The sequence below is a fragment of the Halalkalibacter sp. AB-rgal2 genome (genome assembly GCF_041821005.1).
GTDB lineage: Bacteria > Bacillota > Bacilli > Bacillales > Bacillaceae_D > Halalkalibacter.
Window position 1 is genome coordinate 48,592 of record NZ_JBGUAV010000017.1, and the last position, 24,077, is coordinate 72,668.

At 41.1% G+C, this 24,077-nt stretch carries 25 protein-coding genes and 1 other annotated feature; of the genes, 1 reads left to right on the plus strand and 24 read right to left on the minus strand.

Features of this window, described 5'->3' with window-relative positions:
• Positions 1-16: 16 nt before the first annotated feature.
• The 4 genes from rplW to rpsJ all read right to left on the minus strand — a co-directional run bounded on the left by rplW (position 17) and on the right by rpsJ (position 1,974).
• Complete coding sequence (gene rplW / locus ACERJO_RS13770) at positions 17-307, minus strand: 50S ribosomal protein L23 (RefSeq protein WP_247106962.1); 291 nt, start codon at positions 305-307, stop codon at positions 17-19.
• Entirely contained in the window at positions 307-930 is a 624-nt protein-coding gene (rplD, locus tag ACERJO_RS13775) for a 50S ribosomal protein L4 (RefSeq protein WP_247106960.1), read from the minus strand. Before rplD ends, rplW begins: the two co-directional genes overlap by 1 nt.
• Positions 931-954: 24 nt before the next feature.
• A complete protein-coding gene (gene rplC / locus ACERJO_RS13780; RefSeq protein WP_247106958.1) occupies positions 955-1,584 on the minus strand; it encodes a 50S ribosomal protein L3 in 630 nt (209 codons plus the stop codon).
• 81 nt (positions 1,585-1,665) lie between these two features.
• Entirely contained in the window at positions 1,666-1,974 is a 309-nt protein-coding gene (gene rpsJ, locus ACERJO_RS13785; RefSeq protein ID WP_099305467.1) for a 30S ribosomal protein S10, read from the minus strand.
• Positions 1,975-2,296: 322 nt separating this feature from the next.
• On the opposite strand from rpsJ, the gene ACERJO_RS13790 reads away from it, so the two are divergent.
• A complete protein-coding gene (locus ACERJO_RS13790) occupies positions 2,297-3,490 on the plus strand; it encodes an MFS transporter (RefSeq protein WP_373647864.1) in 1,194 nt (397 codons plus the stop codon).
• Between the two features lie 27 nt (positions 3,491-3,517).
• Here ACERJO_RS13790 and tuf read toward each other — a convergent pair whose 3' ends face one another.
• The 20 genes from tuf to ACERJO_RS13890 all read right to left on the minus strand — a co-directional run bounded on the left by tuf (position 3,518) and on the right by ACERJO_RS13890 (position 24,077).
• Positions 3,518-4,708 carry an elongation factor Tu gene (tuf, locus tag ACERJO_RS13795; protein WP_247106955.1) on the minus strand — a complete coding sequence of 397 codons (1,191 nt, stop codon included), beginning with the start codon at positions 4,706-4,708 and terminating at the stop codon, positions 3,518-3,520.
• A gap of 130 nt (positions 4,709-4,838) precedes the next feature.
• On the minus strand, positions 4,839-6,917 hold the full coding sequence (gene fusA / locus ACERJO_RS13800; protein WP_247106954.1) for an elongation factor G: 2,079 nt from the start codon (positions 6,915-6,917) through the stop codon (positions 4,839-4,841).
• A 45-nt stretch (positions 6,918-6,962) separates the two neighbouring features.
• Complete coding sequence (gene rpsG, locus ACERJO_RS13805) at positions 6,963-7,433, minus strand: 30S ribosomal protein S7 (protein WP_035345200.1); 471 nt, start codon at positions 7,431-7,433, stop codon at positions 6,963-6,965.
• Positions 7,434-7,461: 28 nt separating this feature from the next.
• Entirely contained in the window at positions 7,462-7,875 is a 414-nt protein-coding gene (gene rpsL / locus ACERJO_RS13810) for a 30S ribosomal protein S12 (protein WP_035345197.1), read from the minus strand.
• A 110-nt stretch (positions 7,876-7,985) separates the two neighbouring features.
• On the minus strand, positions 7,986-8,234 hold the full coding sequence (locus ACERJO_RS13815; RefSeq protein ID WP_247106953.1) for a 50S ribosomal protein L7ae-like protein: 249 nt from the start codon (positions 8,232-8,234) through the stop codon (positions 7,986-7,988).
• Positions 8,235-8,494: 260 nt separating this feature from the next.
• On the minus strand, positions 8,495-12,118 hold the full coding sequence (rpoC, locus tag ACERJO_RS13820) for a DNA-directed RNA polymerase subunit beta' (RefSeq protein ID WP_247106952.1): 3,624 nt from the start codon (positions 12,116-12,118) through the stop codon (positions 8,495-8,497).
• A 112-nt stretch (positions 12,119-12,230) separates the two neighbouring features.
• Positions 12,231-15,773, minus strand: a complete 3,543-nt coding sequence (gene rpoB, locus ACERJO_RS13825) for a DNA-directed RNA polymerase subunit beta (protein WP_247106950.1) — start codon at positions 15,771-15,773, stop codon at positions 12,231-12,233.
• Positions 15,774-16,046: 273 nt separating this feature from the next.
• Positions 16,047-16,646, minus strand: a complete 600-nt coding sequence (locus ACERJO_RS13830; RefSeq protein WP_247107048.1) for a class I SAM-dependent methyltransferase — start codon at positions 16,644-16,646, stop codon at positions 16,047-16,049.
• Positions 16,647-16,821: 175 nt separating this feature from the next.
• On the minus strand, positions 16,822-17,184 hold the full coding sequence (gene rplL / locus ACERJO_RS13835) for a 50S ribosomal protein L7/L12 (protein ID WP_247106949.1): 363 nt from the start codon (positions 17,182-17,184) through the stop codon (positions 16,822-16,824).
• Positions 17,185-17,260: 76 nt separating this feature from the next.
• On the minus strand, positions 17,261-17,758 hold the full coding sequence (gene rplJ, locus ACERJO_RS13840; RefSeq protein ID WP_247106948.1) for a 50S ribosomal protein L10: 498 nt from the start codon (positions 17,756-17,758) through the stop codon (positions 17,261-17,263).
• A 33-nt stretch (positions 17,759-17,791) separates the two neighbouring features.
• Positions 17,792-17,926 (minus strand) — a sequence feature (ribosomal protein L10 leader region).
• Between the two features lie 57 nt (positions 17,927-17,983).
• A complete protein-coding gene (rplA, locus tag ACERJO_RS13845) occupies positions 17,984-18,679 on the minus strand; it encodes a 50S ribosomal protein L1 (RefSeq protein WP_247106947.1) in 696 nt (231 codons plus the stop codon).
• Positions 18,680-18,784: 105 nt separating this feature from the next.
• Entirely contained in the window at positions 18,785-19,210 is a 426-nt protein-coding gene (gene rplK, locus ACERJO_RS13850) for a 50S ribosomal protein L11 (RefSeq protein WP_035345171.1), read from the minus strand.
• Positions 19,211-19,370: 160 nt separating this feature from the next.
• Positions 19,371-19,904, minus strand: a complete 534-nt coding sequence (gene nusG / locus ACERJO_RS13855) for a transcription termination/antitermination protein NusG (RefSeq protein ID WP_247106946.1) — start codon at positions 19,902-19,904, stop codon at positions 19,371-19,373.
• A gap of 66 nt (positions 19,905-19,970) precedes the next feature.
• Positions 19,971-20,168: a preprotein translocase subunit SecE gene (secE, locus tag ACERJO_RS13860; RefSeq protein ID WP_173402078.1), complete on the minus strand. Its 198-nt coding sequence runs from the start codon at positions 20,166-20,168 to the stop codon at positions 19,971-19,973.
• 123 nt (positions 20,169-20,291) lie between these two features.
• Positions 20,292-20,441: a 50S ribosomal protein L33 gene (rpmG, locus tag ACERJO_RS13865; protein ID WP_081728048.1), complete on the minus strand. Its 150-nt coding sequence runs from the start codon at positions 20,439-20,441 to the stop codon at positions 20,292-20,294.
• Between the two features lie 257 nt (positions 20,442-20,698).
• Positions 20,699-21,508 carry an alpha/beta hydrolase gene (locus ACERJO_RS13870; protein WP_247106945.1) on the minus strand — a complete coding sequence of 270 codons (810 nt, stop codon included), beginning with the start codon at positions 21,506-21,508 and terminating at the stop codon, positions 20,699-20,701.
• A gap of 145 nt (positions 21,509-21,653) precedes the next feature.
• Positions 21,654-22,304, minus strand: a complete 651-nt coding sequence (gene sigH / locus ACERJO_RS13875) for an RNA polymerase sporulation sigma factor SigH (RefSeq protein WP_247107047.1) — start codon at positions 22,302-22,304, stop codon at positions 21,654-21,656.
• Positions 22,305-22,390: 86 nt separating this feature from the next.
• Entirely contained in the window at positions 22,391-22,900 is a 510-nt protein-coding gene (locus ACERJO_RS13880; protein ID WP_373647865.1) for an NYN domain-containing protein, read from the minus strand.
• 4 nt (positions 22,901-22,904) lie between these two features.
• Entirely contained in the window at positions 22,905-23,654 is a 750-nt protein-coding gene (gene rlmB, locus ACERJO_RS13885) for a 23S rRNA (guanosine(2251)-2'-O)-methyltransferase RlmB (RefSeq protein ID WP_247106943.1), read from the minus strand.
• Between the two features lie 3 nt (positions 23,655-23,657).
• A complete protein-coding gene (locus ACERJO_RS13890; protein WP_247106942.1) occupies positions 23,658-24,077 on the minus strand; it encodes a Mini-ribonuclease 3 in 420 nt (139 codons plus the stop codon).

Sequence of the window (24,077 nt, forward strand, 5' to 3'; positions counted from 1 at the left end):
CCTTCACTAGTAGTTCTTAAACACCTTCAAAGAATTCTAATTCTTTGCTATCTGCTGACAATGTAACAATCGCTTTTTTACGACGAGCAGTAAAACCTGTATAACGACCAAAACGTTTAGATTTACCTTTGTAATTTTGCGTATTTACATTATCAACCTTCACATCAAAGATCTCTTCGATTGCATCTTTAATTTGAGTTTTGTTTGCTCGAACGTCCACTTCAAACGTGTATTTCTTATCACTCATTAAATCTGTTGAACGTTCTGTAATTACAGGGCGCTTAATGATATCACGAGCATTTGACATTACGCAAGCACCTCCTCTACCTTTTCAACGGCACCTTTCGTTATGACAAGCTTATCATGCTTTAATAGATCAAGAACGTTAATTCCGTCTGCTGAAACAAACGTAACACCTGGGATATTACGAGCAGATAGTGCAACTTGATCATTGTAGTCAGCTGTTACGACTAACACTTTACGATCAGCTGAAATGTTAGCAAGCACTGACTTCATTTCCTTTGTCTTCGGAGCATCAAACGCAAGCTCTTCAAGAACAATAATCTCTTCTGCTTTCACCTTACTAGAAAGAGCAGATTTAATCGCTAAGCGACGAACTTTCTTTGGAAGGTTGTAGCTGTAGCTACGAGGAGTCGGCCCAAATACAACTCCACCACCAACCCATTGTGGAGAACGGATTGACCCTTGACGAGCGCGTCCAGTTCCCTTTTGACGCCATGGCTTACGACCACCACCACGTACTTCAGAACGTCCTTTTGTTTTGTGTGTACCTTGACGTAGAGATGCTTGCTGCATTACTACTGCGTCATGAAGTACACTGTTATTTGGTTCAATACCAAATACCGAATCATTTAATTCAACATCTCCAACTTGAGATCCACTTTGATTAAATAAAGCTACTTTTGGCATGATGTGTCCTCCTTTCTGTCAATCTTATTTTGCTTTAATCGCACTTTGAACTTCTACGTAACTTTTCTTAGCTCCAGGAACATTCCCTTTAACTAGTAGCAAGTTGCGCTCTGTGTCCACTTTTACGATTTCTAGATTTTGTACTGTAATTTGCTCTCCACCCATACGTCCAGGAAGAAGCTTCCCTTTAAATACACGGTTCGGATCAACTGGACCCATTGAACCAGGACGACGATGATAACGAGAACCATGGGACATCGGTCCACGAGATTGATTGTGACGCTTAATCGCACCTTGGAATCCTTTACCTTTAGAAGTGCCTGTCACATCAACTGTGTCACCTTCTGCAAATGTATCTACCTTAACTTCTTGACCAACTTCATAATCGTCAAGATTAACGTTACGGATTTCCTTGATGAAGCGCTTAGGAGCCGTGTTTGCTTTAGCAGCATGGCCTTCAGCTGGCTTGTTGACATTTGCTTTCTTTTGATCAGCAAAACCGACTTGAATAGCTTCATATCCATCAGAGTCAACTGTCTTCTTTTGAAGAACAACGTTTGGCTCTGCTTCAATAACTGTAACCGGGATTACTTCACCATTTTCAGCAAATACTTGTGTCATACCAATTTTTCTACCTAAGATTCCTTTGGACATCCGTTACACCTCCTATTATTGTTCAGTTTATTTTGCCATTTTCATATCATTAAATGAGAAACGACCTTCTCATCAAAATGTTTATAGCTTAATTTCAATGTCCACACCAGATGGTAAATCCAGACGCATTAGCGCATCTACCGTTTGCGGTGTAGGATTCACAATGTCAATCAAACGCTTATGTGTGCGCATTTCAAATTGCTCACGAGAATCTTTATACTTGTGTACAGCACGTAAAACCGTGTAAACAGATTTCTCAGTTGGTAGTGGGATCGGACCCGATACACTAGCACCAGAACGTTTTGCTGTTTCTACAATCTTCACTGCTGATTGATCAAGGACTCTGTGATCATATGCTTTCAAACGAATGCGAATCTTTTGTTTTGCCATAATAGCCCCTCCTTTATCGTCCATTTTATAAACAGACATACTCTGCGAAAATTTCCTACACCCTGCCATGGCAAAGGAGCCGGGTGTGTCAGCAACCTTTCGCTTCATCGCTGTCAGTGACCAACGTTCAACATTATACACAAAAATAATAACCAGTGCAAGTGAAGAACCTACGCTGATCACACCTTATCTATTATAATAGTCTAACATGCAAAAAGCAATGTTTTATTCAAGAAATCTCAATTTTCTTCGTTTCCATATGTTTCATGTTACAATTCATTATCGTATCACAAATAATGTACGTCAGCGGAGGCAGTAAGTAATGAACCAATCAACGAGACTTTTGTGGACTTTGTCTATTGCGCAATTTCTTATTATGCAAGTATGGTTTAATTTTTCTTCTATTATACCTGTCTTAGAAAGCGAATGGATGCTAACAGCAACTCAGTCTGGCATCATTTTTGCTTTCTTTCATATCGGATATGTTCTAGCTGTTATTAGTTACAGTTTCTTTCTATCAGCCTATAACCCAAAGTACATCATCATAATTGGCGCTCTTATTGCCGGTCTATCCGGGGTATGGTTCCCTCTTCTAGCTAACGGTTTTTGGACAGCTGTCATTTTACGAACAGTAACAGGGGTTGGCGTTGCAGGTATTTACGTTCCCGGAATGAAGCTAGTATCTCAATTATTCCCACCCTCGACTCGTGGGAAGGCAATGGGGATCTATGTTGGGTCACTTGTCATCGGCTCAGGATTTTCATTATTCATTTCAGGATTTCTTATTTCTTCTATTGGCTGGAAAGGTGTCATACTGTTAACCTCTGTGTTTAGTTTAATTGCAGGCTTCGTTGTTTTCATGACAAAGATACCACAGCTTCCTTCTAAACCTTTAGTCATTTCTAAACAATTACTACAGGACGTTTTCCGAAAAAGGAATGTTCTCATTAACGGAGGGTATGCTGCTCATTGTTGGGAGCTATATGCGATGTGGTCATGGATAGGTCCATTTCTAGTCTATTATTTTACCGTTCATGGTGTTCATGCAACAAATGCGATTACCGCCGGAAATATGTTAGCATCCTTCATCATCATGCTAGGTGGAATCGCCTCTTATCTAGGAGGAAAGGCTTCTGATCGATTTGGAAGAGGGACCACATCAACTTGGTTTCTTATGACAAGCATTAGTTGTTCGGTCGTCATCGGTTGGCTAACATCTTTACCGATTGCATTCATGGTTATTCTTTTAATCGTATATGGCTTCAGTATTATAGCAGACTCACCCATTTACAGCACTGCGATTAGTGAAGTCACTGATCCAGAATTAACAGGGCTAGCTCTTGGGATTCAATCAATTGTTGGGTTTTCGACTACTATATTTGCTCCATTATTGTTTGGATTCATCCTAGACTATTATTCATGGGGAGCTGCCTTCACGACTATTGGACTTCTTACCTTGATCGCACCTATCTGCATGATTGCTTTCAAAAGAATAGAAAAGACTCCTGTCATGTGACAGGAGTCTTCTTTATATAGAAATTAATTACTTTTGAATTGAAGCAACAACGCCGGCACCAACTGTACGTCCACCCTCACGGATAGAGAACTTAGTACCTTCTTCAATTGCGATTGGAGCGATAAGCTCAACCGTCATTTCGATGTTGTCACCAGGCATTACCATCTCAACGCCTTCTGGAAGTTGAACAATTCCAGTTACGTCAGTTGTACGGAAGTAGAACTGAGGACGGTAGTTTGAGAAGAATGGAGTATGACGTCCACCCTCTTCTTTTGAAAGAACATAAACTTCAGCTTTGAAGTTTGTATGTGGTGTAATAGAACCTGGCTTTGCAAGTACTTGACCACGTTGTACTTCTTCACGGCTTACACCACGAAGTAGCGCACCAATGTTATCACCAGCTTCTGCATAGTCAAGAAGCTTACGGAACATTTCTACTCCAGTACAAGTTGTCTTTTGAGCATCTTCAGTGATACCGATGATTTCAATTTCATCACCAACATTTAATTGTCCACGCTCAACACGACCAGTAGCAACTGTACCACGACCAGTGATTGAGAATACATCCTCAACTGGCATCATGAATGGTTTCTCGTTGTCACGCTCTGGAGTTGGGATGTAGCTATCAACAGCTTCCATAAGCTCGATGATTTTCGCTTCCCATGCAGCATCTCCTTCTAGTGCTTTAAGAGCAGAACCTTGGATAACAGGAACATCATCACCAGGGAAATCGTACTCAGAAAGAAGGTCACGTACTTCCATTTCTACTAACTCAAGTAATTCTTCGTCATCAACCATGTCACACTTGTTTAAGAATACAACAAGGTAAGGAACACCTACTTGACGAGATAATAGAATGTGCTCACGAGTTTGAGGCATTGGACCGTCAGCAGCAGATACTACTAAGATACCTCCATCCATTTGTGCAGCACCAGTGATCATGTTCTTAACGTAGTCTGCGTGTCCTGGGCAGTCAACGTGTGCATAGTGACGAGTTTCAGTTTCGTACTCAACGTGAGCCGTTGAGATTGTGATTCCACGCTCACGCTCTTCCGGTGCACCATCAATTGCGTCATACGCCATTGCAGTACCTTTACCAGATTGCTTAGCTAATACTGTTGTAATTGCAGCAGTTAAAGTTGTTTTACCGTGGTCAACGTGTCCAATTGTACCGATGTTGGCATGTGTTTTGGAACGGTCGAATTTTTCTTTAGCCATGATTCATTTCCTCCCTTAATTAAGAAAAGTATAAGTATTTTATGGGTAAGAAAGGTGCGTACCCATTGTAGAATATCACCTTTCTTAGCTTACAACAAACATAATGTCGAAACAATTCCTAAACGAAAAATTATTCGCCAGTTTGCTTCTTAATAATTTCTTCAGCGACACTCTTAGGTACTTCTTCATAATGATCAAAGAACATTGAGTACGTTCCGCGACCTTGAGTACGTGAACGAAGTGAAGTTGCATAACCAAACATTTCTGCTAAAGGAACAAACGCCTTAACGATTTGTGCGTTTCCGCGTGCTTCCATTCCTTCAACGCGTCCACGACGTGCTGTAACGTCACCCATTACATCACCCATGTACTCTTCTGGAATAACAACTTCTACTTTCATAAGTGGCTCTAGTAGTACAGGACTACATTTTGATTTAGCATTCTTAAGTGCCATTGAAGCGGCAATCTTAAATGCCATCTCACTTGAGTCAACATCATGATATGAACCATCATAAAGTTTCGCTTTGAGGTCAATAACTGGATACCCAGCGATCATACCATTTTGCAAAGACTCTTTAATACCCGCTTCAACAGAACTGATGTATTCACGAGGAACCGATCCACCGACAACCGCATTTTCGAATTCGAAGCCTGCTCCCTCTTCATTTGGAGAAAACTCTACCCAAACGTGACCGAATTGTCCACGACCACCAGATTGACGGACGAACTTTCCTTCTACTTGAGCAGATTGTCTAATTGTCTCACGATACGATACTTGTGGAGCACCAACGTTAGCTTCTACTTTAAACTCACGCTTCATACGGTCAACGATAATGTCAAGGTGAAGCTCACCCATACCAGAGATAATCGTTTGACCTGTTTCTTCGTTCGTTTCAGTATGGAACGTCGGATCCTCTTCAGCAAGCTTAGCTAATGCAATACCCATCTTATCTTGGTCAGCCTTTGATTTCGGCTCAACAGATAGTGAGATAACAGGCTCAGGGAATTCCATAGATTCAAGAATAACAAGATTCTTCTCATCACATAGAGTATCCCCAGTAGATGTGTCTTTCAAACCTACTGCTGCTGCAATATCACCAGAGTACACAGTAGAGATCTCTTCACGAGAGTTCGCATGCATTTGTAGGATACGACCTACACGTTCACGCTTATCCTTAGTAGAGTTCTTTACATATGAACCTGAATCTAATGTTCCTGAATATACTCGGAAGAATGTTAACTTACCAACGTATGGATCTGTCATAACCTTAAATGCTAAAGCAGAGAAAGGTTGGTCATCACCAGGTTCGCGAGTTACTTCTTCTTCTGTTTCAGGTACTGTACCATTAATTGCTGGTACATCTAGAGGTGATGGAAGATAATCAAGAACAGCATCTAACATTAACTGAACACCTTTGTTCTTAAATGCAGATCCACAAAGTACTGGATAAAATTCTACATTACACGTACCCTTACGAATCGCTGCTTTTAATTCATCTTTTGTTAGTTCTTCACCTTCTAAATACTTCATCATGAGCTCTTCATCTAGTTCAGCTACTGCTTCGACTAGTTGCTCATGTAATTCTTGCGCTTTGTCCTTATACTCATCAGGAATTTCTTTCGCTTCCGTGCGAGTACCTAGGTCATCTTCATAGAAGTACGCAACCATATCAATTAAATCGATAATACCATTAAACTCATCTTCAGCTCCAATTGGTAATTGGATTGGGTGAGCATTTGCTTGAAGTCGGTCACGAAGCGTCCCTACTGAATAAAGGAAATCAGCACCTGTTTTGTCCATTTTGTTAATGAACACGACACGTGGTACTCCGTATGTTGTCGCTTGACGCCATACCGTTTCTGTTTGTGGCTCAACACCCGATTGAGCATCAAGTACCGCTACAGCACCATCTAATACACGTAATGAACGTTCTACTTCAACTGTAAAATCGACGTGCCCTGGAGTATCAATGATATTAATACGATGGTCTTTCCATTGTGCTGTTGTCGCAGCAGAAGTGATCGTGATACCACGCTCTTGCTCCTGTGCCATCCAGTCCATTTGAGAAGCACCTTCGTGAGTTTCACCAATTTTGTGGATACGTCCAGTATAGAAAAGAATACGCTCTGTAGTTGTTGTTTTACCAGCATCAATATGAGCCATGATCCCGATATTTCGCGTATCTTTCAAGGAGAACTCTCTTGCCATAATGTCTTTCTCCTTCCTAATTCAAAGTTTATTAATAGTTTGATCTTACCAACGATAGTGAGCGAATGCTTTGTTCGCTTCTGCCATCTTATGAGTATCTTCACGCTTCTTAACAGAAGCACCTGTGTTGTTCGCAGCATCAAGGATTTCATTAGCAAGACGTTCTTCCATCGTCTTTTCTCCACGTAAACGTGAATAATTGACTAACCAACGAAGACCTAATGTTGTACGACGTTCAGGCTTAACCTCAATTGGTACTTGATAGTTTGCACCACCAACACGACGAGCCTTAACTTCAAGAACTGGCATAATGTTTTTAAGTGCTTGATCAAATACTTCCATTGGATCATTACCACTACGTTCCTTCACAAGTTCAAATGCATTGTAAAGAATCGTTTGTGCTTTACCACGCTTACCATCTTCCATAATACGGTTAATAAGACGTGTAACAAGCTTAGATTTGTAAATCGGATCAGGTAATACATCACGACGAGCGACTGGTCCTTTACGAGGCATAATTCCCCCTCCTTTCCATTCTTATTTATTATTTCTTAGGACGCTTCGTACCATACTTAGAGCGACCTTGCATACGATCTTGAACACCAGCAGTATCTAACGCACCACGGACAATATGGTAACGAACCCCTGGTAAGTCTTTTACACGTCCTCCACGGATAAGAACAACGCTGTGCTCTTGAAGGTTGTGACCAATACCTGGGATATATGCTGTTACTTCGATTTGGTTCGTTAAACGTACACGAGCATATTTACGAAGAGCTGAGTTTGGCTTCTTCGGTGTCATTGTACCAACACGCGTACACACCCCACGCTTTTGTGGTGATGAAAGGTTTGTTTGAGACTTTTTGAAACTATTATAACCTTTGTTAAGTGCTGGCGAGTCAGACTTCTTAGACTTTGCTACACGACCTTTACGAATTAACTGATTAATTGTAGGCATCTTTTTTCCTCCTCTCTCATACTGAATTAAGACCACTGATCCTGGTGGATCATCTTTAGACAAAAGGAAAGTTTTTGCCATCCGGATGGCCCCGTCTGGCAAAAACATATTTATTTCCTTAGAGCTACTGTGGCTGCACCGACTTCGATGTCAGCAGCCTTTCCAAGTCGCTTCATCGAGTCGACATATACTAATGGAACCTGCTTCTCCTTAGCTAATGCCTCAACCTTATAGATCACACGGTACTCCGCATCTTTTGCTATTAATACTTCAGAAACAATTCCATCATCAAGCGCCTTAAGGGTTTGTTTTGTCCCTATAATTAGGTTACTAGCCTGTAAAACTTTTTCATAAGACATGAATGATCCTCCAAAGCAACAGGTTTATCAGGCACACTTTGATATATTAACACTTTGATGCATCAAGTGTCAACGTTTCTTTTAGAGGTTGTTCAAAAAGAGCGTTTTTCCCCTTTTTGAATGACCTCTAAGCAATGAATGTAGTCGCTACATCTTTTAAAGTCTTGTGGTGAGTGCTTTTCTCACCACAAGACGAGTAAAGAACGGAGCCCTCGCCATCATTTTTGGTGCTTTTTAAACAACAAGGTCTTTAACAACATTTATTCGTGCGTTAGAGCTTCTTCAGCCACGGATTCCTCCGCCACTTCTGGCTGTTCCTCATCGTACTTAGAGCGAATCGCTAAATTGCGATAACGATTCATTCCTGTCCCAGCTGGGACAAGCTTTCCGATAATAACATTTTCCTTCAGACCTAACAACTCATCACGCTTGCCTTTAATCGCTGCATCGGTTAAGACACGAGTTGTTTCTTGGAAGGAAGCAGCAGATAAGAATGAGTCTGTTTCAAGAGATGCTTTTGTAATACCAAGCAAGACTGGCTTCCCAGTAGCAGGGCGCTTACGATCAAGGAGCACTTTTTTGTTTTCATCGTTAAATTGCTGAATCTCAATTAACGAACCTGGTAGGACAGCCGTTTCACCTGCGTCAACGACACGTACTTTACGTAGCATTTGACGAACCATCACTTCTACGTGCTTGTCACCAATTTCTACCCCTTGCATTCGATAAACCTTTTGCACTTCTCTTAAGAGATACTCTTGAACGCCATTCATACCTTTTACTTTCAGAAGCTCTTTCGGATCAATTGAACCTTCTGTAATAGGCTCACCCGCTTGAACGAAGTCACCAACTGTAACTTTCAACCTAGAACCGTACGGGATCGCATAATTCTTCGTTTCCATTTCACTCTTAATAACGACTTCGCGCTTATCGCCTTCTTTGAAGTCAATAATTTCTCCATCGATTTCAGTAATAACCGCCTGCCCTTTAGGGTTACGCGCTTCAAACAATTCTTGGATACGAGGAAGACCTTGTGTAATATCGTCTCCTGCAACCCCACCAGTATGGAATGTACGCATTGTAAGCTGTGTACCTGGTTCCCCGATTGATTGAGCAGCGATAATTCCGACTGCCTCACCTACTTCGACATCACTGCCGGTCGCTAAGTTACGCCCATAACACTTCTTACAAACACCGTGACGTGTATCACAAGTAAACACAGAGCGAATCGTTACTTCTTCTACATCAGCTTCAATGATTTGTTTCGCAATGTCCTCATGAATAAGTTCATTTCTTGATACTAATACTTCACCTGTTTCTGGGTGCTTAACCGTCTTAAAGGCAACCCGACCAACTAAACGGTCATATAAGTCTTCGATGACTTCATTACCTTCTTTAATAGCTTTCACTTCTAAGCCACGATCTGTACCACAGTCATCAGAACGAACGATGACATCTTGAGCAACATCAACGAGTCGACGTGTTAAGTAACCTGAATCGGCAGTCTTAAGCGCAGTATCTGCCAGACCTTTACGCGCCCCATGTGTAGAGATAAAGTATTCCAATACCGTTAAACCTTCACGGAAGCTTGATTTAATCGGTAATTCAATAATTCGTCCAGATGGATTCGCCATTAATCCACGCATACCTGCAAGCTGTGTGAAGTTTGAGGCATTACCACGTGCACCTGAATCACTCATCATAAAGATTGGGTTACTACGATCCAACGTGCCCATTAGCTTACTTTGAATAATATCCTTCGCTTCACTCCAGATTGAAATGACACGATCATAGCGTTCCTCTTCGGTAATTAAACCACGACGGAATTGCTTTTGTACTTTATCAACTTTCTTTTCAGCATCAGCTAAAATTTCTTTCTTCTCAGCTAATACAACAATATCAGCGACACCTACTGTAATACCTGCGCGCGTAGAATATTTAAACCCAAGCTCCTTCATACGATCAAGCATTTTAGACGTTTCAGCAATCGCAAACTTCTTAAATACTTCAGCAATAACAAGACCTAGGAAGCCTTTCTTAAACGGTTCAACTAATTCATTTTCAGCAAAGTGCTTTTTCACATCTGTCGAGCTTGGTACAATATATTTATCAGGTATTGCTACTTCTAAATTCATCAACGTTGACTCATTCACATACGGGAACGAATCAGGTAAGATCTCATTAAAGATCAGCTTTCCAACCGTTGTTAAGAGCAACTTATCATATTGATCATCTCTAAATGTCGTTTTCCCTAGTGATTGAACAGGGATAGCAACACGACTGTGTAAATGTACAAAGCCATTCTGATAAGCAATCAACGCTTCATTCGTATCCTTAAAGACAGACCCCTCACCAATGGCATCTTTACGCTCCATCGTTAAATAGTAGTTCCCTAAAACCATATCCTGTGACGGCGTAACAACTGGCTTCCCATCTTTCGGATTCAAAATATTCTGAGCAGCCAACATTAAAATACGAGCTTCAGCTTGCGCTTCTGCTGATAACGGTACGTGCACAGCCATCTGATCCCCGTCAAAGTCAGCGTTATACGCTGTACATACTAGAGGGTGTAATCTAATTGCACGCCCTTCTACTAATGTTGGTTCAAACGCTTGAATACCAAGACGGTGTAATGTAGGTGCACGATTCAAAAGAACCGGATGTTCACGAATGACTTCTTCAAGCACATCCCAAACTTCTGGATGGACGCGCTCCACTTTACGTTTAGCACTCTTAATGTTATGAGCTAAACCTTTGCTGACTAATTCCTTCATAACAAACGGCTTAAAGAGCTCAAGTGCCATTTCCTTCGGTAGACCACATTGGTACATCTTTAAGTTCGGTCCTACAACGATTACCGAACGACCTGAATAGTCAACGCGTTTCCCTAATAAGTTTTGACGGAAACGACCTTGCTTCCCTTTCAACATATGGGAAAGAGACTTCAACGGACGATTCCCAGGTCCAGTAACCGGACGACCACGACGACCGTTATCAATTAACGCATCAACTGCTTCTTGGAGCATTCGCTTTTCATTTTGAACAATAATATTAGGTGCTCCTAGATCCAATAGACGCTTTAATCGATTATTTCGATTAATAACACGACGATACAAATCATTTAAATCAGATGTAGCAAATCGACCACCGTCTAATTGAACCATTGGTCGTAACTCTGGTGGAATGACAGGTAACACATCAAGAATCATCCATGATGGTTCGTTTCCTGAATTACGGAATGCTTCTAATACTTCTAAGCGTTTAATCGCTCGTGTACGACGTTGGCCTTGTGCTGTGACAAGCTCCTCTTTCAATAACGAAACTTCTTTTTCAAGATCGATATCCGCAAGTAGCTTACGAATCGCTTCCGCGCCCATTTGAGCTTGAAATGAACGACCATATTTATCACGGTACGCGCGATATTCCTTTTCTGATAGCAGCTGCTTCTTCTCGAGAGCTGTATCACCTGGATCTGTGACAACATACGAAGCAAAATAAATGACTTCTTCTAAAGAACGAGGAGACATATCTAATACTAACCCCATACGACTTGGTATTCCTTTGAAATACCAAATATGCGATACAGGTGCAGCTAGTTCAATATGACCCATACGCTCACGACGAACCTTTGCTCGTGTTACTTCCACACCACAGCGGTCACAGACAACACCTTTGTAGCGTACACGCTTATACTTTCCGCAGTGGCATTCCCAATCTTTTGTCGGACCAAAAATACGCTCACAGAAAAGCCCGTCTTTCTCTGGCTTTAAAGTACGGTAGTTAATGGTTTCTGGCTTTTTAACTTCTCCTCTTGACCAAGAACGAATCTTCTTTGGTGAAGCAAGACCAATTTTCATATATTCGAAGTTGTTTACATCTATCAAGGGGCTAACCTCCCTTTTGGTTTCCGGATCAATTCAATTGCCAATCATTCAACTATAATGAGAATGAGACAGTTCTGGGAACTAGTTACCTAACTAGCCCCCAAAATGTCCATTAAACGCTCGATTCACTTGATTCAAAATTCAGGTTAAGCTTCTCGCTTGCATGATCGTCTTCATCATCAAGCTCTCTCATTTCAATTTCCTCTTCATTGCTCGAGAGCATTTTCACATCCATACCTAACGATTGAAGCTCTTTAATTAATACTTTAAATGACTCTGGTACACCTGGCTCAGGAACATTTTCGCCTTTAACTATCGCTTCATACGTTTTTACACGTCCAACAACATCATCTGATTTCACCGTTAAGATTTCTTGGAGAGTGTATGCAGCGCCATATGCTTCTAACGCCCAAACCTCCATCTCACCAAAACGCTGTCCACCGAACTGTGCTTTACCACCTAGTGGCTGCTGTGTAACGAGTGAGTACGGTCCTGTAGAACGAGCATGCAACTTATCATCAACCATGTGTGCCAATTTAATCATATACATAATACCAACAGACACTCGGTTATCAAACGGATCACCAGTACGTCCATCATAAAGGATCGTTTTACCGTCACGAGCAAGACCCGCTTCTTCTAACGTATTCCACACATCATCCTCACTCGCACCATCAAATACTGGTGAAGCAACATGAATACCGAGTTTCCTTGCAGCCATACCTAAGTGAAGCTCAAGTACTTGCCCAATATTCATACGTGATGGTACCCCTAATGGGTTTAACATGATGTCAATCGGTGTTCCATCTGGTAAATAAGGCATATCTTCTTCAGGAAGAATTCGTGATATAACCCCTTTGTTACCGTGACGTCCAGCCATTTTGTCCCCTTCATGAATCTTACGTTTCTGTACGATATAAACACGTACAAGCTGATTCACACCCGGAGGTAATTCATCGCCATCTTCACGATTAAATATTTTCACATCGAGGACAATTCCATCGCCACCATGAGGTGCTCGAAGCGAAGTATCACGTACTTCACGCGCCTTTTCACCGAAGATTGCATGTAATAAGCGCTCTTCAGCTGTCAATTCCGTTACACCTTTTGGCGTTACTTTACCGACAAGAATGTCTCCATCCTTCACCTCAGCACCGACACGAATAATTCCACGCTCATCAAGATTTCTTAACGCATCTTCACCAACATTCGGAATATCACGAGTGATTTCCTCAGGACCTAATTTTGTATCTCGTGCTTCTGACTCATATTCTTCAATGTGGACAGATGTATAAACGTCATCTTTCACAAGACGCTCACTCAGAATAATGGCATCCTCATAGTTGTACCCTTCCCAAGTCATAAATCCAACTAGTACATTACGTCCTAGTGCCATTTCACCTTGCTCCATCGAAGGACCGTCAGCTAAGATTTCACGCTTCTCAACGACATTACCTTCCGCAACAATCGGGCGTTGATTGTAACTAGTACCTTGATTCGAACGGACAAATTTTTGTAATCGATATTTGTCTAAATCACCTTTGACTTCTTGACCATCCACAACCTCTAATTGACGTACCAAAATTTCCTTAGCTGTCACTCGCTCAACAATACCCTTCGTCTTCGAAACGATTGCTGCACCGGAATCTTTCGCTGAAACGTGTTCCATACCAGTTCCAACAAACGGCGCTTCAGGAACGAGCAACGGTACCGCTTGACGTTGCATGTTCGCTCCCATTAATGCTCGGTTAGAGTCATCGTTTTCTAAGAACGGTATACATGACGTCGCCGCTGAAACAACTTGTTTTGGTGATACATCCATATAATCAATACGTTCACGCGGAACAACTGTATTTTCACCACGGAAACGAGCAATAATATTATCATTCACAAATGACCCATCTTCTTTTAAGATGGCGTTTGCCTGTGCAACAACGTAGTTATCTTCTTCATCAGCCGTTAAGTAGTCGATCTGATCGGTCACTTTACCCGTCTCAGGGTCTACACGACGGTAAGGAGTTTCCATAAACCCAAACTCATTCACCTTAGCGTAAGAAGATAATGAGTTAATAAGACCAATATTAGGGCCCTCTGGCGTTTCAATCGGACACATACGGCCATAGTGGGAGTAGTGAACGTCACGCACTTCAAAACCAGCACGTTCACGAGTCAGTCCACCTGGTCCTAGCGCTGAAAGACGACGCTTATGAGTTAACTCTGCCAATGGATTCGTTTGATCCATAAACTGAGACAACTGTGAGCTACCAAAGAACTCCTTAATAGAAGCAATGACCGGACGAATATTAATAAGCGCTTGTGGTGTGATCATGTTAGGATCTTGAATGGACATCCTTTCACGAACAACACGCTCCATACGTGATAAACCAATACGGAATTGGTTTTGTAAAAGCTCTCCAACTGAACGCAGCCTGCGGTTTCCTAAATGATCAATGTCATCTGTATCACCGACACTGTGTAATAAATTAAAGAAATAGTTGATAGAAGCGATAATATCTGAAGGTGTAATATGCTTCACTTCACGCTCTACTAATCCATTACCAATAACACGAATGGTATTCTCTCCATCTTGATCATCTGGTGCATAAATTAAGATTGATTGAATATCAATCTCAGCATCCTCAACAACTCCACCCGAAGCGCGAACTCGACGGAAGCCTACGTTATTTTCAAGATAAGGAAGTACGCGATCTAACGTACGTCGATCTAATAACGTGCCTTCTTCAGCAATCACTTCACCTGTTTCAGGGTCAATCAGTGTTTCTGCTAGGCGCTGGTTAAATAAGCGGTTCTTTATATGAAGCTTTTTGTTGATTTTATAGCGACCAACATTAGCTAAATCATATCTTTTAGGGTCAAAGAAACGCGAATCAAGTAAGCTCTTCGCATTCTCAACAGTTGGCGGTTCACCTGGACGAAGGCGCTCATAAATTTCTAAAAGTGCCTTTTCTGTCCCGTCTGTATTATCCTTTTCCAACGAATTACGAAGATACTCATCTTCCCCTAATAAATCAATGATCTCTTGATCAGATCCAAAACCTAACGCACGCAATAGAACTGTAACAGGTACCTTTCGCGTACGATCAATTCGAACGTAAACGATATCTTTCGCATCTGTTTCAAGCTCTAACCATGCCCCACGATTCGGAATAACAGTTGCCGTAAAACCTTTTTTACCGTTTTTGTCCGTTTTTTGACTGTAGTAAACACTTGGCGAACGAACAAGCTGTGAAACAATGACACGTTCTGCTCCATTTATAACAAACGTACCCGTCTCAGTCATTAATGGAAAATCTCCCATAAAGACTTCCTGTTCCTTGACCTCTCCAGTCTCCTTATTAATCAATCGAACCTTCACTCGTAATGGTGCTGCATAAGTGACATCACGTTCTTTTGATTCATCGACTGGATACTTCGGCTCTCCAAGACTATAGTCAATAAATTCTAGGACTAAATTCCCTGTGAAGTCTTGAATAGGAGAAATATCTTGGAACATTTCCCTTAATCCCTCATCAAGAAACCACTGATAGGATGCTGTTTGAATCTCAATTAAATTCGGCAGCTCCAACACTTCATTAATTCTTGCATAACTTCTTCGCTGGCGGTGGCGTCCATACTGAACTAGTTGACCTGTCAACTGATTCACCCCTCAAATCTGGCGTTATAGTATCTAAAAACAATCATATCTCTTCATCTTCAATTACATAATATAATGAAGGGAAATGAATGATTTTTAAGATTCACACAAAAATGCGCACACACGATTATGTACGTTTCCCTACGATTACTCCAGTATAACCACATTTATCCAAGTCTATTCATCAAAAAAGTCTTGACTTTCTTGAACGATTTGATCTAAAAATAGGTAGTTATACGCATTAAATAACAATATCACAAAAGACAAGTCAGGTCAAACTTTTTTTGCTAATAAAACAAAGTAACCTTTTTTCTTTACGGTAACTTCCACTGAATTAAATAATTGTTTTAAACGTTCAATTGCAGAAGGAGCTCCTTGCTTTTTTTGAATAACAACCCATAACTCACCTTGTTCGATAAGAGATGTTGATGCCTGTTCAAAAATGGTATGAACCACCTTTTTCCCTGCGCGTATCGGCGGGTTTGTCACAATAGCAGCGAAAGTGCCCTTAACCTGCGCAAGACAATCACTTTTGTAAACCTCAACATTTTCACATTGATTGCGTTTGGCATTATGCTTAGCTAGAGCAAGCGCTCTTTCATTCATATCAACCATATGAACCACCCTTGAGGAGTCCATGGACGCAACTGAAATTCCAATCGGTCCATACCCACAACCTACATCAACAATACCACCTGGAACTGACGGCAGCTCAAATGTTTCAATTAATAACCGACTTCCAAAATCGATCCCTTCTTTCGAAAAGACACCTCGATCAGACGCAAATAGAAAGTTTTCACCATTTAAATTGACCGACCATTCCTTCGCATCACTATCGACAGTCGGCTTCTCACTATAATAATGCTCTGACAATGTTCGCATATCCTCCTTCGTTTTAGAAAAGGTGCTGGGACAAAAGCCTCTTCCCTACTGCTCAGAATTTCAGCTAAAAACGTTTGTTGGTCTTAGCATCCCTTTCTTGAATATTGAAGCTGATTATATTGAAAAAGACTCGCAAATGCGAGTCTTTTTCATATCAGCATTAAACTTACTTAACTTCTACTGAAGCACCAGCTTCTTCAAGCTTAGCTTTCGCTTCTTCCGCTTCTTCTTTCGCAACGCCTTCTTTAATTGGAGCTGGAGCACCATCAACAAGTGCCTTCGCTTCTTTAAGACCAAGACCAGTAAGCTCACGAACAACTTTGATAACATTGATCTTAGAACCACCAGCTGCTTCAAGAACAACGTCAAACTCAGTTTGCTCAGCTGCGCCAGCGTCTCCGCCAGCTGCTGCTACAGCTACAGGAGCTGCTGCTGTTACACCAAATTCTTCTTCAATTGCTTTAACTAGGTCGTTAAGTTCTAATACTGACATTTCTTTAATCGCTTCAATGATTTGTTCTTTACTCATGATTTAAATCCTCCTATTTTTTGGTTTTATTTCGAATCGAGCTATACGATTAATAATCGCATTTCATTACGCACTATTAAGCGCCTTGTTCTTCCTTTTGCTCGGCAACGGCCTTTGTAGCCAATGCGAAGCTGCGAACCGGAGCTTGTAGTACATTTGCAAGCATAGAAAGAAGGCCTTCTCTTGATGGAAGTTCAGCAAGAGCCTTCACTTCAGCTACTGATACAACCTGACCTTCAAGAACACCCGCTTTAATTTCTAAAGCTTCATGTTCTTTAGCAAAGTTGTTTAACACTTTCGCCGGAGCAATAACATCGTCTTCACTAAAAGCAATCGCAGTCGGACCAACTAATTGCTCATCAAGCTCTGTAAGTCCAGCTTCAGCTGTCGCACGACGAGCCAATGAATTCTTATATACTTTAAATTCTACTCCAGCTTCACGCAGTTGTTTACGTAGCTCAGTCACTTCTGCAACATTAAGACCACGGTAATCAACAACAACCGTCGCTTTACTATCACGAAGCTTAGTCGCAATCGTTGAAACAACCTGTTTCTTCTGTTCTAATACACTCATCCTTACACCTCCTATTATGCTGTCCTATACCGTTCAAGCATAAAAAGTGCCCTCATGTAGACATGAGGGCACACAAACACAGTTTTATTATCTGCATCTATTGCTTACCTCGGTAGGTAATTAAGTGCTAAGCACTCCTACTGTCTACGGTATGACTTTTAAATTTTAACGCGTCTGTTATGACACCTTAATTAGTATACAGACACGACTGAATGAAGTCAATCTTTATTTTGAAAACGCTGTTGCGTTCACACGCACACCTGGTCCCATTGTTGAAGCGACCGCAACATTTTTCATGTAAGTCCCTTTAGACGCTGACGGCTTTGCTTTTACTAACGTTTCAATGATTGTCGTGAAGTTTTCAACAAGCTTCTCAGATTCAAATGAAACTTTACCAATCGGAACATGTATGTTTCCGGCTTTATCAACACGGTATTCAACCTTACCCGCTTTGATCTCATTAACAGCCTTAGAAACATCAAATGTTACCGTACCAGTCTTAGGGTTCGGCATTAAACCTTTCGGCCCCAACACACGGCCTAGCTTACCAACTTGCGCCATCATATCTGGAGTCGCTACGATTACATCAAAGTCAAACCAACCTTGGTTGATCTTATTGATTAAATCCTCTTCTCCTACGAAATCTGCACCAGCTGCTTCTGCCTCTTTCGCCTTTTCACCTTTAGCAAATACTAATACGCGTTGCGTTTTTCCTGTTCCGTTTGGAAGGACAACAGCTCCACGAATTTGTTGATCTGCTTTCTTCGGATCTACACCAAGTCGAACAGCCACTTCAACTGTTTCATCGAACTTAGCCGTAGACGTCTTTTTCACTAATTCAATTGCTTCTTCTACTTGGTACGCTGTATCACGATCTACAAGCTTAAGAGCATCTGTATACTTCTTACTTCCCTTAGCCATGTTTATTTCCTCCTCGAATGTGGTTTTAGCGGTAGTTACCTCCCACTATGAAAGGTTGCGAACCAACTGGTTGCAACCTCACGCTAGCGAATCTCATCAAACTAATTAATCTTCAATCACAATTCCCATGCTACGTGCTGTACCTTCAACCATACGCATTGCAGACTCAACGTTTGCAGCGTTTAAATCAGGCATCTTTGTCTCAGCGATTTCGCGTACTTTATCACGCTTTAATGTAGCAACCTTTGTTTTGTTCGGCTCACCAGAACCTGAATCAATCCCAGCAGCTTTTTTAAGTAGAACCGCTGCCGGCGGAGTTTTTGTGATGAATGTAAACGAACGATCTTCAAACACTGTGATCTCAACAGGAATAATAAGACCCGCTTGATCTGAAGTACGCGCGTTAAATTCTTTACAGAAACCCATGATATTTACACCTGCTTGACCTAATGCAGGACCAACTGGTGGCGCTGGATTAGCTTTCCCAGCAGGGATTTGTAACTTTACCATTTTAATAACCTTTTTAGCCACGTGACACACCTCCTTAGTCCGTGATGTGGTTATCGGGTACGTATTCTCATACCCTCCCACTCAAAAAACGGATGCATTCATGCACCCGGTGGCTCATGTAATAAACCAATGTCAACCATGAAGATTCTATCACTTCCAGAGAAAGATATCAAGTTATTTCTTAAATCTTTTCAACTTGGTTGAATTCGAGCTCAACAGGCGTTTCGCGCCCAAACATATTTACATGAACTTTCAATTTCTGCTTTTCGTCCTGAATCTCTTCAATGACCCCAATAAAGTTGGCAAAAGGACCTTCTTTAACTTTGACGGATTCCTTTAACTCGAAATCAACTTCTACTTTAGGTTGCTCGACACCCATTTGTTTCAAGATCACTTCAGCTTCCTCAGGCAGAAGCGCTGTTGGCTTAGAACCTGCACCCGAAGACCCAACAAATCCAGTCACTCCAGGTGTATTACGAACAACATACCATGAGTCATCAGTCATAATCATTTCTACAATAACGTAACCAGGAAAGACCTTTTTGGTAACCGTCTTACTCTTTCCATTTTTCGTTTCCGTCTCTTCTTCGACAGGAACAAGCACGCGGAAAATCTTATCTGCCATTTCCATCGACTCGACACGTTTTTCTAAATTTGTCTTCACCTTATTTTCATAACCAGAGTACGTATGTACTACATACCAATTTTTCTCCACAATTAATCGGACAATTATGCCCTTCCCTCCTCTCTATTTTAGCAGTTTCACCAAAATCAACCAACATTAACCGAGTAGGAGGCGAACTAGTTCAGAAATTCCTAAATCTACTACAAAGAAATAAATAGAAATAAAGATAACTGTACCAATAACAACCCACGTGTACCGTGTTAACTCCTTACGTGTCGGCCAAGATACGCGCTTCATCTCTGCTACAACACCTCTAAAAAAGTTGCCAATCCCTTTCTTTTCTCCGTCAGCCATGACAGACACCTCCAGCACAATTCAATATAGACAAACGAGCCAAAATCTATTCGGACAAATCAAGCAATAACTTGTCCATCAAACAGGCAGGTTCATTTCCGCTCATAAAAAAGAACCGCTCCATTACTTCGTCTCACGATGAAGGGTGTGCTCTTGACAAGTCTTACAGAACTTCCTCGCCTCAATGCGGTTTGGTTTGGTTTGCGTATTCTTTTGTGTTGTGTAATTTCTCGAATGACAATTCTCGCAAGCTAGTACAACCTTTGTTCGCACTTTGCACCATCACCTTCTAACATACATACTATTTCATTCTAGTATAAACCACCTACAATGTCAATTTACATATTTGAAAGCGCTTAATTAAAATGGTTGATTTTCCAAAGCCCTGCTCAATGCCGTCATACCACCTACTTCCTCCTTGATGAAGCGTCTAACAATTTTATACTTTCTTATCATTCAAAAAAAGAAGTGGTAAGATCATTGCGACCTTTTTTACCACTTCTGTCCTATTCATTCAGCGGCCATATAGATTACATGCCTCTAATCCACTCACCAGCCATATCAATCCAATTTGCGACTTCATCCTGAACAGTCGCTTGATTATTGTAAGCCTTTGTTTCTTCAGTACCAAGTGATAGTCCGTGTATTCCTCGTGGATAAATATGCATCTCTAACGGGACTTGATACTCTAACAAGGCTTGTGCAAACAAGAAACTATTTTGAACAGGCACTGCTTCATCCGTATATGTGTGCCATAAAAAAGTTGGCGGAGTATGTGCCGTAACATGATTTTCTAATGAAACTTGAGATAAAAGTTCTTTATAGTTATCTCCTAATAATGCACGAAATGACCCTTTATGCGCATATTCTGTAGACGAAATAACAGGATAACTTAACAACAAGCCATTAGGTTTCAGTTCATCACTCGATACACCTAATGATTCAGCGAGAAAAGACTCCCTCCAAAATACACCCAAGCTTGCTGCTAAATGTCCGCCAGCAGAAAAACCAGCGACAATAATTTTACTCGTGTCCACATTCCATTCTGTTGCGTTCTCCCTAATAAGGGCAACTGCTTTGGCTAGTTCAATTAATGATGTTGGAAACGGAGCGGGTTTAACACTATATCTAAGGACACACGCATGAAACCCCATTGCATTAAACTTAATGGCCACTGGTTCAGCCTCTCGGTCTGAAGTACGTTCATAACCTCCACCAGGACAAACGATAACGATTGGCCGCTTTCTTTCTGGATCAATCTCAGGTGATTGGTTGAGAAAATATGTATATAAGGGGACTTCCGTATGCTTCGTTTGAATCGTGATCGTTTTATGGATCAAAAGGAACCGCTCCTTTTTCTATTCTTGAATTATGAAAAGAGGATACTTACGAACGATGCGACTGAAAATTTGTGCTTTTTAAGTGGCCTCTTCATTTATACTATTTCAGTACCTTTCATTCGAACAGTATCCTCTTAATAAAATCTTATGCAAGTGATACTCCTCTCAATTCAACATATCGTTCTAGCTTACGCTTTACACGTTGAAGGGCATTATCAATCGATTTCACATGCCTATTTAAATCAACGGAAATCTCCTGATATGTGCGTCCATCTAAATAGAGCATAAGCACTTGTCTTTCTAAATCGCTTAACAGCTCGCCCATCTTAAGTTCAATATCTTGAAATTCTTCTTGGTTTATTAATAGCTCTTCCGGATCTGTTACTTTCGTTCCACATATAACATCCAGTAATGTCCGTTCAGATTCCTCATCATATAGAGGCTTGTCCAACGATACGTATGAGTTTAGCGGAATGTGCTTCTGACGAGTAGCCGTCTTAATAGCTGTAATAATTTGCCTAGTAATACACAACTCTGCAAACGCTTTAAAAGAAGACAACTTATCGCCGTTAAAATCCCTTACAGCCTTATAGAGGCCAATCATCCCTTCTTGAACAATGTCCTCATGATCTGCACCAATGAGAAAATACGATCTAGCCTTTGCGCGAACAAAATTTTTATACTTATCAATTAAATATTCTAATGCTACACTATCACCATTTCGAACATATAAAACTAAAGCATCATCATCAATCTTGTCATAAATAGGCGTTACGTCTGTTCTTTGAAGGCTCATATCCACTTACAACCCCTCCGACCTCAGCTCTGATTGAAATTTTATAAACATTATATAGTACATATTTCCAGTCGGTCAACCTTTGTTTAGCGCTCTCGACGCCATTTTTCAAAAATTTCTAAAATTTCATCTTTTAATTGCAAGTTTGTCGAACGCTGTTGTTTTCGAGTATTTTGTACTTCTTTGTCAATCCCTTTCTCTGTTGACTCAATTTCAATAAGTAATTCACGGGCTGATTTTCGCAAGGCCCCACTACCAAATATTAATGACTGCTCTGTAAAATCAGATGTCGCCACATGGATCCTCGTATCGATCCGCTTAAGCTGATGAACGAGCTTTTCAATGCGCTCATCAGCCGTCTCATTTTTCCTTGTGTATATCACATCAACTCGAAAGTTATGATACGTCTTTCCAATTCCCTCAACCATATGAGCATCAAAAACAACGTAAACCTTAAACCCTGTAAATGCTTGATACTCAGCCATCATTTCTACAAGGCAATCACGTGCTAATTCAAAGTCTTTCTCTTTCATATCACTCAACTTCGGCCATGCACCAATCATGTTGTAGCCATCCACTAATAAAATGTCTTTCATGTCCTCACGTTCTTCCTAGCTCGTGGCGATTTCGATATACTTCGTACATGAGTAAGCTTGCTGCTACAGATGCATTAAGTGAAGTGACGCGACCAGCCATTGGGATTTGCACAAGGAAATCACACTTTTCCTTCACTAATCGACTTATCCCTTTGCCTTCACTTCCAATGACTAATCCAATTGGCATATCATACGACGCTTGTCGGTAATCCTCTTGCCCTTTTGCATCTGTTCCAACAAACCACAAGCCCAGTTTTTTCAACTCTTCCATTGTCCGAGCGATATTAGTCACACGCACAACCGGAATATATTCAATCGCACCAGCAGATGCCTTTGCAACGGTTTGCGTTAAACCTACCGCCCGCCTTTTAGGAATAATCACTCCATGCGCTCCGACAGCATCTGCTGTCCTTAATATTGAGCCAAGGTTATGCGGATCCTCTATTTCATCTAATATGAGGAAGAAGGGTTCCTCACCTTGTTTGTTTGCACGGTTAAACAAATCATCAATCTCGGCGTATTCATAGGCAGCCACAGACGCAACGACACCTTGATGCTGATCAACTTGAACAAGCTGATCCAGCTTTCTCTTCGGTGCACTTTGAATTAAAACACCCTTTTCCTTTGCTAATTGGATAACCTTTGTCATTTGTCCCTTTTGTGATCCTTCTGCAATCCAAATTTTATTAATGGCATGTCCAGACTTTAACGCTTCAATAACAGGGTTTTTTCCATAAATGAATTCCTGACTCATCACCTAGCCTCCTTTCCTTTCATTTTCAATAAAGTAAATGGCTTTTATCATCAGCTTATCTAACCGTTCATTATTCCCCTGGAAATACAAAAATCCGAGTACCGCTTCGAACCCTGTCGAATAGCGATACGTGTTTAAATCAGTATTCTTTGGTATTGTTCCAGACTTTGCATTGCGGCCCCTCTTAAAAACGGCCATTTCCTGCTCTGTTAGAAATTCCTCATCGATAAGATAGCGGACAGCGTTCGCCTGCGCCTTAGCTGATACATATTTCGTCGCCTCTACGTGTAATTGATGTGGTCGAACCTTCCCCTTAGCGATGAGGAAATAGCGAACATACATATCAAGGACGCTATCCCCCATATATGCTAGGGCCAAGGCATTTACTTGTGTCAAATCAATGGTAGGATCAATAATTTTCAT